The sequence below is a fragment of the Nostocoides jenkinsii Ben 74 genome (genome assembly GCF_001046875.1).
In the GTDB taxonomy this organism is placed as follows: Bacteria; Actinomycetota; Actinomycetes; order Actinomycetales; family Dermatophilaceae; genus Nostocoides_A; species Nostocoides_A jenkinsii.
Window position 1 is genome coordinate 1,611,749 of sequence record NZ_HF571038.1, and the last position, 14,667, is coordinate 1,626,415.

At 68.7% G+C, this 14,667-nt stretch carries 13 protein-coding genes, 1 tRNA gene and 1 riboswitch; of the genes, 6 read left to right on the forward strand and 8 right to left on the reverse strand.

Going from position 1 to position 14,667, the window contains the following annotated elements; translation table 11 throughout:
• The first annotated feature begins 3 nt into the window (after nucleotides 1–3).
• Entirely contained in the window at nucleotides 4–1,002 is a 999-nt protein-coding gene (locus BN13_RS07490; protein ID WP_048545700.1) for an ArsA-related P-loop ATPase, read from the forward strand.
• Entirely contained in the window at nucleotides 1,002–2,210 is a 1,209-nt protein-coding gene (locus BN13_RS07495) for an ArsA family ATPase (RefSeq protein WP_048545703.1), read from the forward strand. Before BN13_RS07490 ends, BN13_RS07495 begins: the two co-directional genes overlap by 1 nt.
• Here the strand turns inward: BN13_RS07495 and BN13_RS07500 are convergent.
• A complete protein-coding gene (locus BN13_RS07500) occupies nucleotides 2,167–2,496 on the reverse strand; it encodes a WhiB family transcriptional regulator (RefSeq protein WP_048545706.1) in 330 nt (109 codons plus the stop codon). The genes BN13_RS07495 and BN13_RS07500 overlap by 44 nt on opposite strands.
• Nucleotides 2,497–2,564: 68 nt before the next feature.
• Here BN13_RS07500 and BN13_RS07505 point away from each other — a divergent pair, with 68 nt between their 5' ends.
• On the forward strand, nucleotides 2,565–5,048 hold the full coding sequence (locus tag BN13_RS07505; protein WP_084733629.1) for a penicillin-binding protein: 2,484 nt from the start codon (nucleotides 2,565–2,567) through the stop codon (nucleotides 5,046–5,048).
• 36 nt (nucleotides 5,049–5,084) lie between these two features.
• Here the strand turns inward: BN13_RS07505 and BN13_RS07510 are convergent, their stop codons facing one another.
• The gene (locus BN13_RS07510) at nucleotides 5,085–5,537 is read right to left on the reverse strand and encodes a GatB/YqeY domain-containing protein (protein ID WP_048545712.1); all 453 of its coding nucleotides are present in this window, start codon (nucleotides 5,535–5,537) and stop codon (nucleotides 5,085–5,087) included.
• Between the two features lie 119 nt (nucleotides 5,538–5,656).
• Here BN13_RS07510 and BN13_RS07515 point away from each other — a divergent pair, with 119 nt between their 5' ends.
• Both BN13_RS07515 and BN13_RS07520 read left to right on the forward strand, forming a co-directional pair.
• Nucleotides 5,657–6,592, forward strand: coding sequence for a metallophosphoesterase (locus tag BN13_RS07515; RefSeq protein WP_048545714.1), 936 nt, complete (start codon nucleotides 5,657–5,659; stop codon nucleotides 6,590–6,592).
• A gap of 96 nt (nucleotides 6,593–6,688) precedes the next feature.
• Nucleotides 6,689–6,765 (forward strand) — tRNA-Pro (locus BN13_RS07520).
• A gap of 1,246 nt (nucleotides 6,766–8,011) precedes the next feature.
• On the opposite strand, the gene BN13_RS07535 is transcribed toward BN13_RS07520, so the two are convergent.
• Nucleotides 8,012–9,177, reverse strand: a protein-coding gene (locus BN13_RS07535; RefSeq protein WP_157038497.1) for an IS3 family transposase whose coding sequence is annotated in 2 segments (ribosomal slippage) — nucleotides 8,012–8,890 and nucleotides 8,893–9,177 — 1,164 coding nt in all. Because the reading frame shifts where the segments join, the coding sequence is not laid out codon by codon here.
• A 634-nt stretch (nucleotides 9,178–9,811) separates the two neighbouring features.
• Here BN13_RS07535 and BN13_RS07550 point away from each other — a divergent pair.
• Complete coding sequence (locus tag BN13_RS07550) at nucleotides 9,812–10,042, forward strand: hypothetical protein (RefSeq protein WP_048545723.1); 231 nt, start codon at nucleotides 9,812–9,814, stop codon at nucleotides 10,040–10,042.
• Nucleotides 10,043–10,073: 31 nt separating this feature from the next.
• On the opposite strand, the gene BN13_RS07555 is transcribed toward BN13_RS07550, so the two are convergent.
• Genes BN13_RS07555 through BN13_RS07575 form a run of 5 tightly spaced genes read right to left on the reverse strand, consistent with a single transcriptional unit; the run spans nucleotide 10,074 to nucleotide 14,373 of the window.
• Nucleotides 10,074–10,565: a beta-class carbonic anhydrase gene (locus BN13_RS07555; RefSeq protein WP_048545724.1), complete on the reverse strand. Its 492-nt coding sequence runs from the start codon at nucleotides 10,563–10,565 to the stop codon at nucleotides 10,074–10,076.
• 28 nt (nucleotides 10,566–10,593) lie between these two features.
• Nucleotides 10,594–11,502 carry a TauD/TfdA dioxygenase family protein gene (locus BN13_RS07560; protein WP_048545725.1) on the reverse strand — a complete coding sequence of 303 codons (909 nt, stop codon included), beginning with the start codon at nucleotides 11,500–11,502 and terminating at the stop codon, nucleotides 10,594–10,596.
• Between the two features lie 46 nt (nucleotides 11,503–11,548).
• A complete protein-coding gene (locus BN13_RS07565) occupies nucleotides 11,549–12,340 on the reverse strand; it encodes an ABC transporter ATP-binding protein (protein ID WP_201329062.1) in 792 nt (263 codons plus the stop codon).
• A gap of 4 nt (nucleotides 12,341–12,344) precedes the next feature.
• Nucleotides 12,345–13,418 (reverse strand): taurine ABC transporter substrate-binding protein, encoded by a 1,074-nt coding sequence (locus BN13_RS07570; RefSeq protein ID WP_235433970.1) that lies wholly within the window; start codon nucleotides 13,416–13,418, stop codon nucleotides 12,345–12,347.
• Between the two features lie 49 nt (nucleotides 13,419–13,467).
• Nucleotides 13,468–14,373, reverse strand: a complete 906-nt coding sequence (locus BN13_RS07575; protein ID WP_048545731.1) for an ABC transporter permease — start codon at nucleotides 14,371–14,373, stop codon at nucleotides 13,468–13,470.
• A gap of 172 nt (nucleotides 14,374–14,545) precedes the next feature.
• Nucleotides 14,546–14,660, reverse strand: a riboswitch (SAM riboswitch).
• Nucleotides 14,661–14,667: the final 7 nt, after the last annotated feature.

Consider the following 14,667-nt stretch of genomic DNA (forward strand, 5'->3'; position numbering starts at 1 on the left):
CCCGTGCCATCGACCTCTCCCTCCCACGGCGTCCGCCTGCACGTGGTGACCGGCAAAGGCGGGACCGGCAAGACGACCGTCGCCGCCGCCCTCGCCCTCGCCCTCGCCCGCCAAGGCCGCCGCGTCCTGCTCGTGGAAGTCGAAGACCGGCAAGGGATCAGCCAGCTCTTCGATATCAGCCCCCTCGGTCACGAGGAGGTCCAGATCCTCGCCGACCCCTCCGGCGGCAGCCTGTGGGGTTTGTCGGTCGAGCCGAAGGCCGCGCTGATGGAGTACCTCCAGAAGTTCTACAAACTCGGTCGCGCGGGCGCGCTGCTGCAAAAGGCCGGGGCCGTCGACTTCGCCACGACCATCGCGCCCGGCCTGCGGGACGTCCTGCTCATCGGGAAGGTCTACGAGGCCGTCGGGCGCACCCAGGGCCGCGCGAAGGAGCGGGTGTATGACGCGGTCGTCCTCGACGCCCCGCCCACCGGTCGCGTCGTGCGCTTCCTCGGCGTCAACGACGAACTCGCCCAACTCGCCCGGATGGGGCCGATCCGCAACCAGGCCGACTCGATCACCGCGCTGCTGCAGAGCCGAGCGACGGTGGTGCACCTGGTGACGTTGTTGGAAGAGATGCCGGTCCAGGAGTGCCTGGACGCCATGGCGGAACTCGCCGCCGGTGGGCTGCACGTCGGCGGCATCGTCGTCAACGAGGTCCGCGATCCGGTGCTGAGCGATGACGATCTCGACGCGATCGCTAGCGGCGCCGCCCCGGAACTCGCGGACCGCGTCGCCGGCGACCTGGAGAGCGTCGGGATCAAGAACCCGGACAAGGTCTCCGCGATCCTGCTGCGCGAGGCCTCCGATCACGTGGACCGGCTCGACCTCCAGGCTGAGCAGGATCAACGCATCCAGGCCCAAGGCCGCGCGGTGTTTTACCTGCCCGCCCTCTCCGGCGGCATCGAGGCCGGCGGCATCGGCGTTCTCGCCGACGAACTCACGACGCAGGAGATGGTGTGATGGCACCCCAAAAGACCCGCGGGACCACCCGCGATGCCGGCACCACCCGCGAACTCGACGTGGACGCGCTGCTGGCGGATCGCGGCATACGCATCCTCGTCTGTTGTGGAGCCGGCGGCGTCGGCAAGACGACGACGGCGGCGGCGATTGCGTTGCGCGCGGCCGAGAGCGGGCGGCGGGCCGTGGTGCTGACCATCGACCCGGCCCGGCGGCTCGCGCAGTCGCTCGGCCTGACCGAACTCGACAACATCCCGCGCCCCGTCGTCGGTTTCGACCCGGCGGCCGGTGGCTCGCTCGACGCGATGATGCTCGACATGAAGCGGACGTTCGACGAGGTCGTCGAGCAGCACGCAACCCCGGAGAAGGCCGAGCAGATCCTGGCGAATCCGTTCTATGTGGCGGTGTCGAGTTCGTTCGCCGGGACGCAGGAATACATGGCGATGGAGAAGCTCGGCCAGTTGCGCCAGCAGAGCGACGCCGACGACCGGTGGGACCTCATCGTGGTCGACACCCCGCCGTCCCGCTCCGCGCTGGACTTCCTCGACGCGCCCAAGCGGCTCGGCTCCTTCCTCGACGGCCGGTTCATCCGGTTGCTGATGGCGCCAGCCAAGGCGGGCGGCAAGGCGTATATGAAGGCATTGACCGCCGGCATGTCCCTGACGGTCGGGGTCATGACCAAGCTGCTGGGCGGAGATCTGCTGCGCGACGCCCAGACCTTCGTCGCGGCGCTCGACACGATGTTCGGCGGCTTCCGCCAGCGGGCCGATCAGACCTATGCGCTGCTGCAGAACCCGGAGACGGCCTTCCTGGTCGTCGCCGCCCCGCAACGCGACGCCCTGCGCGAGGCCGCCTTCTTCGTCGAACGGCTGGCCGTGGAGTCGATGCCGCTCGCCGGCGTGGTCATCAACCGGGTTCAAGGAGTCGAGGGGGGCCTGACTCGCGGGCGCGCCGAGGACGCCGCGGCAGCTCTCGCGGATGAGCCCGAGCGGGCCACCACCGCGGCGCTCCTGCGGCTGCACGCCGACTTGGCGACGATCGCCGACGCCCACCGCGGGCATATCGCGCGCTTCACCACCGGCCATCCCGGGATTCCGCTGATCGAAGTGCCGGCGGCAGCGACCGACATCCACGATCTCGACGGCCTTCGCGCGGTCGGTGCGGCCCTCAGTGGCCGCCCTCATTCTGCTGCTGCTGGAGTTGGCGCTTGATCTCCTCGCGCCACGAGACGATGTCGGGGTGAGTCAAGAGCAAGGCGCGGCGCTCCCGCTCGGTCATCCCTCCCCATACGCCGAACTCCGTGCGTGAGTCGAGGGCATCGGCGAGGCAGTCGAGCCGCACCGGGCATTCGCGGCAGAGGATCCGGACCTCTCGCTGCGCGCGCCCCCGCACGAACAGCATGTCCGGGTCCTGCTGTACGCAGGCTCCTTGCGCCGCCCAATTGGCGCTGTCCGCGTCCACGGCGGATCCCCTGATCATCGTCGCGTAGGCATGCATGCGTAGGAGAGGAGCGTGTGGGCTCGGTGATACAACGCTGGCTCAGCAAGGCGGGTTAGTCTGCCGCCATGCCCGTGCGACCCGATCGTGCCTCGATGCCGCACCTGATGTCGCTGCTCGCCGCCTTCGTCGCGGTCAGCGTCGGCCTTGGCGTGCTCGCCGCCGGCGTGTTCATCCCCGGTGTGGGCGCCCTCGGGTCGGTCGCCTCCAAGTCGGTCAAGGCATTCGAGTCCATCCCGGACGACTTCGAGCCGCAGGCGTTGGCGCAGCAGTCACGCATCTACGACGCAGACAACAAGGTCATCGCCACGCCGTATGACCAGAACCGCATCATCGTCAAGCTGTCCAAGGTCGCCCCGATCATGCAGCAGGCGCAGGTGGCCATCGAGGACGACCGCTTCTTCGACCACGGCCCCATCGACATCCGCGGCACCTTCCGGGCCTTCTTCAACAATGCCTCCGGCAATGCCACCCAGGGTGGCTCCTCGATCACGCAGCAGTACGTCAAGCTGACCCTCCAAGAGGAGGCGCTGCAGAAGGGCGACGAGGCCGCCGCCGCCGAGGCGGTCAGCGTCAACTACGCCCGCAAGCTGCGCGAGATGCGCTTGGCCATGCACGTCGAGGAGACGATGACCAAGCGTCAGATCCTCGAGGGCTATATGAACCTCGCCTACTACGGCGACTTGGCCTATGGCATCGAGGCGGCCGCGGTCCACTACTTCAATGTGCACGCCTCGGATCTCAACCTGAGCCAGGCCGCCACCCTCGCCGGTGTCGTGCAGAGCCCGGGGACCTCCGATCCGCACAACTACCCCGAGATCGCCGAGCGCCGCCGCAACACCGTTCTTGATCGTATGCAGGAGCTGGGCCTGATCTCTGCCGCCGAGTCCGCGGCGGCCAAGAAGCCGACCGTGAAGTCAATGTTGCGTATCCGCAACTCCGAGGGCGGGACGTGCGCGCGCTCGCCGGAGCCGTTCTTCTGCCAGTACGCGATGGAGTACATGCTCGGACTGAAGGCCCTCGGCGCGAACCGGGCCGAGCGCCTGCTGAACATCAACCGGGGCGGGCTGCGCATTCATACGACTCTGCACTCCGACTGGCAGACGGAGATCTTCCGCACTCTGACCGCGCAGGTCCCCACCGGCGACCCGTCCGGAGTGGGCGCGGCCGCGGCCGTCGTTGAGCCCGGCACGGGGAAGCTGCTCGCCATGGTGCAGACGTCGGAGTTCGACTGGACGGCCAAGGAGTCGTCCGTCGCCAAGACGTCGCAGAGCTGGGTTGTCCCGCAGAAGTACAAGGGAACCCTGGGCTTCCCGATCGGCTCGACCGCGAAGATATACACCATCGTCACGGCGCTGGAGAAGGGCTGGCCCGTCAACGGTCAGGTGCCGGCGCCGCCGGCCGGTCCCACGCAGGCGGCGGCCCACGCCTTCCCGCCAAACTCGTATCACGACGCCTGTGGCTCCGGGGACACCTGGTACGTGCGCAACGACTACACCACCACTGCGCCGGTGATGGATTTCCGGACGGCCACCGCCAACTCGGTCAACACCGCCTTCGCCGCGTCGATGATCGCCCTCGGGGGCTGTGAAGTGCAGAAGACGATGACGAAGATGGGCTTGCTCGACGGTGCCGGCAAGGTGACCGAGCCCGCTCCGTCGAGCCTCGTCCTCGGATCCGGTTCGGTGCCGCCGCTGACGCTGGCCAACTCGTATGCGACGCTCGCGGCGGACGGCAAGTACTGCGACATCAACCCGATCGAGTCGATCGAGACCGCCAATGGCAAGAAGATCAAATTGCCGGCCACGAAGTGCAAGCAGGTCATCAGCCAGGATGTCGCGCGGGGCACGACCGAGCTGCTCAAGGGCGTCCTGACCAATGGCACGGGCACAAAGGCGCGGGCTTACTTCAACCGGCCGGCTGCCGGCAAGACCGGGACGCACGAGGGCCACCAGCAGTCGTGGTTCGTCGGTTACACCCCCCAGTTCGCAACCGCCGTTTATGTCGGCACCCCCATCAGCGCCCACTCGATGGACGGCATCTCGATCGGCGGCAGGTATTACCCACGCGTCTTCGGTGGCGACATCGCCGCCCCGCTGTGGGGCCAGATCATGGCCGAGGTCTCCGCGGACTCGCCGTGGGTCGACTTCAAGGCGCCATCCGCCGCCGTGCTCTATGGCAACCTGTCGCCGTTGCCCGGTGTGATCGGGATGTCGCTGGCCAACGCGATCTCGACCTTGCAGGCCAACGGATTCCAGGGCTTCTATCTCGGCACCCAGAACTCCACCGCCCCCGCCGGCACGGTCGTGGCGACCGCTCCATCCGGGCGGGCGGCGAAGGGCACCGCGGTCGGGCTCTACACCTCGACCGGATTCGTCCCCGCGCCGCCGAGGCCGCCGACAAGTCCGAGCAGCCCGAGTACGCCGGGGTCACCCACCAGCCCGAGTACGCCCGGGTCACCCACCAGCCCGAGCACGTCCGGCGGTGGCGGCATCACTTCACCGCCGCCCTCGAACGGGCCGACGACGCCCACGGGAACCTCGACCGGCTGAGGTTCCGATCTCGGCTAGCCGGATCAGCGCCAGGGGTCAGCGCCCGAGGCGAGCCCGGACCATCCCGGCGACCTTGCCGCCGTCGTAGCGACCGGCGATCCGTGGGGTGACGGTCTTCATGACCAAGCCCATCTGCGGCATACCTGTTGCTCCGGTCTCGGCGACGGCCGCCTCGATGAGGTCGACGACCTCGGCCTCGGTGAGCTGCGTCGGGAGGTAACCCTCCAGGATCGCCAGTTCGGCCTCCTCCTGGGCGGCCAGCTCCGGGCGCCCCGCCTCGGTGTATGCCGCGGCCGCCTCCCGCCGCTTCTTGGCCTCCTTGGCCACGACCTTCTGGACGTCCTCCGCGCCGAGTTTGTGGTGGGTCCCGGCGCTCTCCTCGACGGTGATCGCCGTCAACACCATCCGCAGCGTCCCCGCCCGCACCTTGTCCTGCGCCCGCATCGCCTCGGTGAGGTCACCCTGCAGACTCGCCTTCGTCACGTCCATACGTCAATCCTCTCAACCCCCCGCAACCGGTTTCTCGCCCGCACTGCTTGACCGGCGCACATTCCCGCCCAAAGCCCCGCAGCCCAAAGCCCCGCAGCACGGCGTGGGACACTGGAGCGATGCATCCCCTCATGCGAGCACTCACCGCCACGGTCGGCCTCGGCGCCGCCGGGCTGGGCTACGCCTCGCTGATCGAACGCAACGCCTTCGTGCTGCGGCGCTTCACGATGCCGATCCTGCCGCGCGGCGCCGACCCCATCCGCGTCGTCCAGATGAGCGACCTGCACCTCGTCCCGCGACAGGAGCGCAAGATCCAGTGGGTGCGCCGGCTCGCCGACTTCAAGCCCGACCTGGTCATCAACACGGGTGACAACCTGGCGCACATGGAGGCGGTGCCCGCCGTCGCCCGCGCGCTCGAGCCGCTCTACGGCATACCCGGGGTCTTCGCGCTCGGTTCCAACGACTACTACGCGCCCAACCTCAAGAGCCCGACGCGTTACCTCCTGCCGGACTCGCGCATCACGCTCAACGAGGACCGGCGCCTGCCCGTGGGCGAGCTCATCGACTCCTTCACCCGCGAGGCGGGGTGGCTCCACCTCAACAACGCCCGCGGCAAGCTGTCGGTCGGCGGCCTCGATATCGAATTCGTGGGTGTCGACGACCCCCATCTCGATCGTGATGAGTATGCCGCGGTGGCCGGCCCGGCCGCCGGCGGCAGTGATCTTTTCCTCGGGGTGGTGCACGCGCCATACGTCCGAGTTCTCGACGCGATGGCCGCCGACGGCGTGGACGCGATCATCGCCGGCCACACCCACGGTGGGCAGCTCTGCATTCCTGGGTATGGCGCTCTGGTCACCAATTGCGACCTCGACCGGGGCCGCGCGAAGGGCCTGAGTCGGTGGTGGGTGGGGGCGAATGGCGTGCCCTCTTCCGAGGCGCCTGGGGGCGCGGCGTACCTGCACGTGTCGGCAGGGCTGGGGACCTCGCCATACGCTCCGGTGCGCTTCGCTTGCCGCCCCGAGGCCAGCCTCATCACCCTGGTCCCGCGTTCCTGACGGGCCCGATTTCAGCGCCCGCCGCCACTGGGTTATCCTGTCTCGTCGCTGCCGCAAGGTAGCGATCAGTCCGTGGCGCGAGCCCCGGGCGAGCCACGGGGTGTGGCGCAGCTTGGTAGCGCGCTTCGTTCGGGACGAAGAGGTCGCAGGTTCAAATCCTGTCACCCCGACCAGTGGAGAATTGGGCCCTGACCTGCGGAAACGTGGTCAGGGCCCTTCTGCTCCTCCCGCCTGCGGCATAAATGGGGCATAAGAGCACCGGCCACGAGCAGGTAAGACCCCCGCGAGGCGGCAACCTCCGGGGGTCGGACGACAGCAGAAGTTGGAGTGCTGACGTGGCTCTCATGGTAGCCGTGGTGGCTCCGCCCGTGAAGGGCGTCGAGCTCGGCTTCCCCTTGGACCCTGTCCCCTCCCGCCGTCACCTGTCCCGTCCTGCCCAGGCGTGGGACGGGCGGTGGTCCATGGCGTAGCCCTCGACGCTCGACGCGGCGCTGGACAGGGCCTCAGCCGCGACACCAAAACGAATGACGCCCCCGGTGACTGACCTCCAGACCCCCGAACCGGCGCGGGTCGCCCACAGCACGGTCGTGCGCACACCGGCTGAGGGTCTGCAGACAGCCTGCTCCTCTGCGGAGGGCAGGCCGGACGGCGTGGGCTGGAATCAACGCGAGGTCGGCTCTTTGGGAGGGATTCCCACAACTGTGTCCATTTTCGGCCTCGAGGACAAGCTTCGGTCCCGACTGATTGTGTCGTGGTACGGGACCATGGGCGCATGCAACTGAACGGGAACCCGGGCGCCCCAAGGATGCGCCTGCTTCTCGATTCAAACGTGATCATTGCCGCGGAGCCGTTTGCTGGCGACCTCGAGGAGAACCTCGAAGTAGCGGCACTTCTGCTTCGTTTAGCTAATGAGCAAGGACACTACCTCTGCGTCGCGGCCGCGACACGTGACGATCTGCTTCAAGGACAAGACGCTACGCGGCGTCGACAGCGCCTCGCAGAACTCGCGAAGTTCTCGCAGTTGGCCGAAGTCCCCGTCTCTGACGACCTGCGCGAACGGGCGGGCGATAGCCCGCGCGGATCCAACGATGAGCGGGATCTGCGAATCCTTGCGGCACTCGACGCGGGGGCCGCTACACATCTAGTCAACGACGACGCGCGACTTCTTCGCCGTGCAGCCAAAGCGGGCCTGGGGGAACTTGCTCTCACCACGCAGGCGCATGCGACCTGCTGCGGGGGTTCGCTCCCGAGGAGCTGGCACCCCCTCCGCGCGTGACCTCACCTCCCGCTTATGCGCTGAATCGCCAAGATCCAATCTTCGATGGGTTGCGTGCCGACTACCCGGGGTTCGACGAGTGGCTTGCAAAGGTTGCTCGCGAAAGCGACTGGGACTGCTGCACGGTTAGGTGACACGTTCGGTCACGCGGCCTGACTGGCCGTCGTGGTCATGATGGTCTCGTACTCGATGGGGGTCAACCGGCCGAGGCGGGCTTGCCGGCGACGGCGGTGGTAGGTGCGTTCGATCCAGGTGACGATCGCGATCCGAAGTTCGTCTTTGGTGATCCAGGTGCGCCGGTCCAGGACGTTTTTCTGGAGGAGTGCGAAGAAGGATTCCATGGCGGCGTTGTCGGCGCTGGTGCCGGCCTGGCCCATTGACCCGATCAGGTCGTGGCGGCGGAGAGCGGACAGGAACCGGCGAGAACGAAATTGAGATCCCCGGTCGCTGTGAACCACGCATCCGGTGACCAGGCCCCGGCGTGCAGCGGCGCTCTCCAGGGCTCGCACCGCCAGCCGTGAGGTCATCCGGTCATCGATGGAGTAGCCGACGATCCGCCCGGACCAGACGTCCTTGACGGCACACAGGTACAGCTTTCCTTCGCGGGTGCGGTGCTCGGTGATGTCCGTCAGCCACAGAAGGTTCGGGCCGGGCGCGGTGAAGTCGCGCTGGACGAGGTCGTCGTGCGCGGGCGGCCAGGGCTTCTTGCCGTTGCGGCCGGGCTTCTTCCCAAACGCGCTCCACCAGCCGTTGTCCGAGCAGATCCGCCACGCGGTCCGGTCAGACATGGCTTCACCGGCGTCGCGGGCCTCGTCGGCCAGCAACCGGTGCCCGAACTCCGGATCATCGGTGTGTGCGTCGAACAAGGCGTTCGCGCGGTGCGCCTGAACCCATTCGGCACTGGTGACCGGGTCGGCCAACCACCGGTAGTGCGGCTGGCGAGCGATCTTCAGTACCCGACACGTCACCGCGCCGGGTATCCCGTCGGCGGCCAGCTCGCTCGCGAGCGGGTAGAGCCTTTTCCCGGCAGGTTCGCCTGGGACAGGTAAGCCGCTGCCCGGCGCAGCACCTCGTTCTCCTGCTCCAGCAGCCGAACCCGTTTGCGCAACTCCCGGGTCTCGACATTCTCGGCCGCGGTCGCGCCGGGCTTGACTCCGTCTTCCACGTCAGCTCGTCGAAGCCACTTGTGAAGCGTCATCTCATGAACGCCGAAATCCTTGGCGATCCGAGCCAAGGTCACCCCCGGCTCACGCTCTCGAGCGACACGGACGACGTCGTCGCGGAACTCCTCAGGGTAGGGCTTGGGCACAGCGACATCCTTCCAGCCCGCCAGTCCAGGCAAGCCAACTCAGGTGTCACCCATCCGTGCAGCAGTCCCCATCATCAGCAAAGCCGCTGTTCCCACAGTCAGGATTGATCGCCGACCAAGAATCATCGAACTCCCCCTTCGAGATTGTGGATGCAGTGTGATGCCACCCATCGAGAACGTCAAGAGACCCTGTGCATCGAGCCGACGGCGTTCCGACCGCCCCAACCAAGGGAACGGTCGCGCGACCCACCGCACCAGGCCTTGCTGCGTCGAGAAGGAGCAAGACCCCGGGAGGGGTGCCGGGACCTTCAGGTCAATTACGCCAGCGTGGCTTGCTCAGGGCGTTGGGCGGCACGCTTGCCGAACTTGGGGGATAAACGCACATGCCGCAGGCGTGCTTTCAGTTCTGGCTGTAGATCGCGATGCTTGCGTCTCCATCGCTGTGGCCGAACCTGCAGGCGCTCGAGTCCTTAAGGAGCCGACCGCAGCGGCAGCTCTCGTCGACCTGTGTCAAGAGGCTGACGAGGTCCCCGCAGTGGTGGCATCGGGCGTAGTAGTCGGAGCGAAGTCCCGCGTAACGCTGGAACATGCCGCATCCGGCACTTTGTTGGGGCCATGTCTCTAGTCTTCGACCGTGTTCAACGATCGCCTCATTGCTGCGGCCCAGCCGATTCTGAACGGCGACGACTCCATGGTGGCCGCTGCTGCGCTTGAGGCGGTGCTGCTCGACGACTATCCGGACGACGACCGCTTCGAGGACCTCTTGGAAACGCTTGCGGCCTACCGGCCCGGTGAGGGCGTGCCCTACTTATCGTACGCCGAGCTTCTGCAAGCAACGCGTGACGCTCTCGTCCTGCTTGTGTAGACCGCTGCAACGTTCTGTCATGCCGCTGTCGCTAGGCGGCTACTTCCTCGAGGCGGCCGGTTGCGACGTCGAAGATGAAGCCGCGCACGGAGTCCTTGACGGGGATGAACGGGCTGGCGGTGATGCGGGCGACGGACTGGCGGACGTCCTCCTCGAGGTCGTCGAAGGCCTCGGCAGCCCAGGCGGGTCGGAGGCCTGTGTCCTGGCGGATCGTCTCCTTGAAGCCGTCGTCGGTGAAGGTGAGCATCCCGCAGTCGGTGTGGTGGATGAGGATGACCTCCTTGGTGCCGAGGAGTCGCTGGCTGATGGCCAGGGACCGGATCTCGTCCTCGGTGACGACGCCGCCGGCGTTGCGGATGACGTGGGCCTCGCCCTCGTTGAGGCCGAGGACGCGGTAGACGTCGATGCGGGCGTCCATGCAGGCCAGGACCGCGACCTGCCTGGCGGGTGGGAGGGGCAGCGGTCCGGTGAACTGGGCGGCGTAGGCCTCGTTGTTGGCGAGCAGCTCGTCGGTGACGGTCATAACGGTTCTCCTGGTCGTGGAACGGATCTCAGCGGGTGGGCGAGTGGAGGTCGGCGTCCGCGGGGCCGTAGGGCCGGTCACCGCGCAGGGTGACACGAGCCATGGCACGGGTCTTGCCGGAGTAGTCGTTGTTGGCGTAGTGCGCCGTGGCCCGGTTGTCCCAGATGCCGACGTCGCCGGGGGACCAGCGGTGGCGGATTGTGTGCTCGGGCTTGGTGAGGTGGGCGTAGAGCAGGTCGAGGATGCCCCGGCTCTCGGCGTCGGACACCCCGGCGATGTGGGAGGTGAAGCCGGGGTTGACGAACAGGCCCTTGCGGCCGGTCTCGGGGTGGACGCGCACGACGGGGTGCTCGACCGGGGGCAGGGAGGTGACGACGGCGCCGTCCCACTCGTTGCCGCGGTCGGCGTGCCGGCGCAGGTAGGCGCCCCACTCCCGGTTGCCGTCGTGGACCGCGGTGAGGCCGTCGACGAGGCGCCTCACCGGCGCCGAGAGGGAGTCGTAGGCGAGCTGGGAGTCGGCCCAGCTGGTGTCACCGCCGGTGTCGGGCAGGGTGACTGCGCGCAGGATGGAGGCAGCTGGCGGGTTGGTCATGAAGGTGACGTCGGTGTGCCATACGTCGGAGAAGGAGAACTCGGGGTCGCTGCTGTCGATCCGGTAGATCTCGGTCGGGCCGTCGGACAGCGCGACGGGATGTCCGGCCGTCAGGTCGCCCAGGCGTGAGGCGAAGGCGACCTGGTCGGCGTCGGTGAGGTCCTGGCCGGTGAAGAACAGGACCTTGTGCTCGACGAACGCCGCGCGGACCGCGGCCACCTGGGCGTCGGTCAGCTCGGTGAGGTCGAGGTCGTGGACCACGGCCCCGAACGACGGCCCGAGGGGCTCGAGGGTCAGCTCACGCCTTTCGGCGGAGCGAGCAGTGGTGGTCGTGGCGGTGGTCATGAGGGTCCTCTCGGCGGGGATGAGCGGTGGGCAGAGGGTGGTGAGGTCAGGCGGCCACAGATCGCAGGTGGGCGCCGACCTCAGCGCGGAGCGCGGCGAACTCGGGGAGACCGCGGACCTCGGCGGGATCCGCGCCCTCGCGCGGGAGCGGGACCGGCACGTCGAGCGCGATCCGGCCGGGTGCGGAGGTGAGGACGATGATGCGCGTGCCGAGGAAAACGGCCTCGTCAACGCTGTGCGTGACGAAGACGGAGGTTCCGCCGGTGCGGGTGCTGGAGGCGCGCAGGTCCTCCTGGAGGCGTTCTCGGGTCAGGGCGTCGAGTGCAGCGAACGGCTCGTCGAGCAGCAGCAGGTCCGAGGGCACGGCGAGGGCGCGGGCGATGGCGACGCGTTGCTGCTGGCCTCCGGAGAGCTGCCAGGTGCGGCGCTGGGAGACCTCGCGCAGCCCGACCTGGGAGAGCAGGTCCTCCCGCCGTGCGGTGCGCTGTTCGGCGGGGACGCTGGCGGTGGCGAGGGCGAGGTCGATGTTTCCGCCCACGGTGCGCCACGGGAACAGGCGTGGCTGCTGGAAGACCAGCCCGGCCCGGCCGGGGCGGGGTTCGTCGCCGTGGACGAGCACGGAACCCTCGGAGGCGGTCTCGAAGCCGGCGACCAGGCGGAGCAGGGTGCTCTTCCCGCAGCCGGACGCGCCGACGACGACGACGAACTCGCCCGGGGTGACCACGAGGTCGACCGGCCCGAGCGCGGCAGCAGCGGACTTCGGGTCGTACCGGTGGGTGACGCCGCGGACCTCGATGGCGGGCGGGGCCGCGCCCTCCTCGAGGGAGGGCGCGGACACGGCGTCACTGGCCGAGGGCACCGGGCAGGCCCTTCGTGTAGACGGCCTTGGTGAAGACGTCGGCTGCGGGTGCGGTGGGGACCTTCTTCTGCTGCGCGAGGAATCCCGCCGCGTCGTGGAGGCTGGCGGCCACGCCGCCCGGCGCACCGTCGCTGCCCAGCCAGGTCGCGCTGGTCAGTTCCTCGGGGGTGAGGAAGACGCCCTGCTTCAGCTGCGAGGCGGCGTCCTCGGGCGTGGTCTCCAGCTCTGCGGCGACTGCGGCAGCAGCAGCGGTCGGGTCGTTGAGGATCGTCGCCGTTCCGGCGGCCTCGGCCTTGCGCCATGCCTCGACGACCTCGGGGTGCTTGGCGATGAGGTCGTTGCTCACAACGCCGAGGTCGAGCGTGGGCTTGCCCCACTCGGCCACCTCGGCGCTCGAGACGAGCTGGGTGCCGCTCTCGCGCAGCTTGTCGAGGACGGGCAGCCACACGTAGGTCGCGTCGATGTCCCCGCGCTGCCAGGCCGCGAGGATGTCCTGGGGCTGGAGGTCGACGAGGGTGACATCACTTTCCTTGAGCCCGACGTGGTCGAGCGCGGCGAGCAGGCTGTAGTGCGAGGTCGACGCGAACGGCGTGGCGATCCGCTTGCCCTTCAGGCCCTCGAGCGTGGTGACCCCGGAGTCCTTGCGCGCCACCAGTGCCTCGTTCTCGCCGGCGACGTCCAGGACGTAGACGACCGAGTAGGGGATATTCAGGGGGGCAGACAGGCCCCGGGCCACCGGGCTGGAGCCGATCGCGCCGATGTCGACCGCCTTAGCGATGAACGCGGTGTTGATGCTCGCGCCGGAGTCGAAGGCCTTCCACTCGATCGTCCAGCCGGGCAGGGCCTTCTCGAGGAGCTTCTGGTTCTTCACGACGAGGTCGCCGCTCGGGAACTTCTGGTACGCGATGCGCAGCACCTTGGAGCCGTCGGCTGCCGTTCCTCCAGAGGTCGTGGCGCCGGTGGAGGCGCAGGCGCTGAGCCCGACCCCGACGGCGAGGGTGGCAGCGAGCAACGCCGCGCGCCGGGTGTGGCGCGAACGGGAGATGATGGGGGACAACGGAGTTCCTTTCGATGGATGTGGTGCCGTCGGTGACGGGTGGTGCAGGTCAGGTGTGGCCGCGCCACGGGGTGACCCGAGCGGCCACGGTGGTGATGAGGCTGTCGATGACCAGTCCGGAGGTGCCGATGGCGAGGATCCCGACGATGACCACGGCGGTGTTGTTGTAGGCCTGGGCGTCGCGGACCATCCCGCCGATCCCCGGCAGGCCGTTGATCGTCTCGGCGGCGACGACGGAGGAGTACGCGATCGCGACGGACAGCCGGATGCCGGTGAGGACCTCGGGAAGGGCCGAGGGGATGACGACGCGGCGCACCACCGCCAGACGCCCGAGCCCGATCGACCGGCCGGCCTCGACCAGGGCCACGGGCGCGCCGAGGACGGCGCCCGCGGTCACGACCGCGACCGGCGGCAGGGCAGCGATGGCGAGCAGGATGATCTTCGGGGTCTCGTCGATGCCGAACCAGATGACGACGAGGCTGAAGTAGGCCAACGGCGGCAGGTTCCTCACGAACGTCAGCAGCGGCTCGAGGCCGATCCGCAACGGGGTGATGACACCCATGGCGAGCCCCAGCACGAGCCCGGCGGCGACACCGATCGCGGTGCCGAGCGCCACGCGCCCCAGGCTGATCTGGAGGTGCTGCCACCAGGTGAGGCCGTTGTACCCGCCGTCCTGAAGGGTCGACAGGTCGACCAAAGTCCGCCAGACCAGCGCCGGCGACGGGCGCAGCGTGGGATCCGGTGTGCCCCAAGCAGACACGGCCCACCACACGAGGACGACGACTCCTGCCGACGCCACGCGGATGGTGACGCGGCGGAGCAACGGTGACCGGAGCAGCCCCCTCCGGCCCCTCCCCCCGCCGGGCGCCGCGGGGTCGTCGTGCTGGCGGTCGCCGAGCCCGGTGACGGCTGCCTCGGCGGCGGCGACGGGTCGGGCGGGTGACGTGGTCGACATGGTCGTGGGTCCTCGGGGTCGCGGCATACGGACGCGACGGAGCGCGGCCGGAGGGGGGTGGTGGTGCGAGCAGGCAGCGAGCGACGTCGGTGTCGCCTCAGGCCGGAGGGAACTCGGTCAGCGTCGACAGCTCGTCATCGGTGGTGCTCCTAGGTCGCTGGGCGGGCCTGAGCCCGTGCACTTGCAGACCGCCGTCATGGCGGGCGCCTGGTCGCCTCCCGGGGCACCCCGCTGCAGCAGAGGGTTGCCGTCCAGCCAGCCGGGGCTTCACGCTGGAACTCGTGACCGATCCAT

Bases quoted from the DNA above. Each gene is read 5' to 3' on its own strand.
- BN13_RS07560 (WP_048545725.1), bottom strand. From the start codon at position 11,502: ATGACCACCGCCACGACCACCACTGCTCGCTCCGCCGAAAGGCGTGAG.
- BN13_RS07510 (WP_048545712.1), bottom strand. From the start codon at position 5,537: ATGGACGTGACGAAGGCGAGTCTGCAGGGTGACCTCACCGAGGCGATG.
- BN13_RS07500 (WP_048545706.1), bottom strand. From the start codon at position 2,496: ATGCATGCCTACGCGACGATGATCAGGGGATCCGCCGTGGACGCGGAC.
- BN13_RS07505 (WP_084733629.1), top strand. From the start codon at position 2,565: ATGCCCGTGCGACCCGATCGTGCCTCGATGCCGCACCTGATGTCGCTG.
- BN13_RS07575 (WP_048545731.1), bottom strand. From the start codon at position 14,373: ATGTCGACCACGTCACCCGCCCGACCCGTCGCCGCCGCCGAGGCAGCC.
- BN13_RS07495 (WP_048545703.1), top strand. From the start codon at position 1,002: ATGGCACCCCAAAAGACCCGCGGGACCACCCGCGATGCCGGCACCACC.
- BN13_RS07555 (WP_048545724.1), bottom strand. From the start codon at position 10,565: ATGACCGTCACCGACGAGCTGCTCGCCAACAACGAGGCCTACGCCGCC.
- BN13_RS07515 (WP_048545714.1), top strand. From the start codon at position 5,657: ATGCATCCCCTCATGCGAGCACTCACCGCCACGGTCGGCCTCGGCGCC.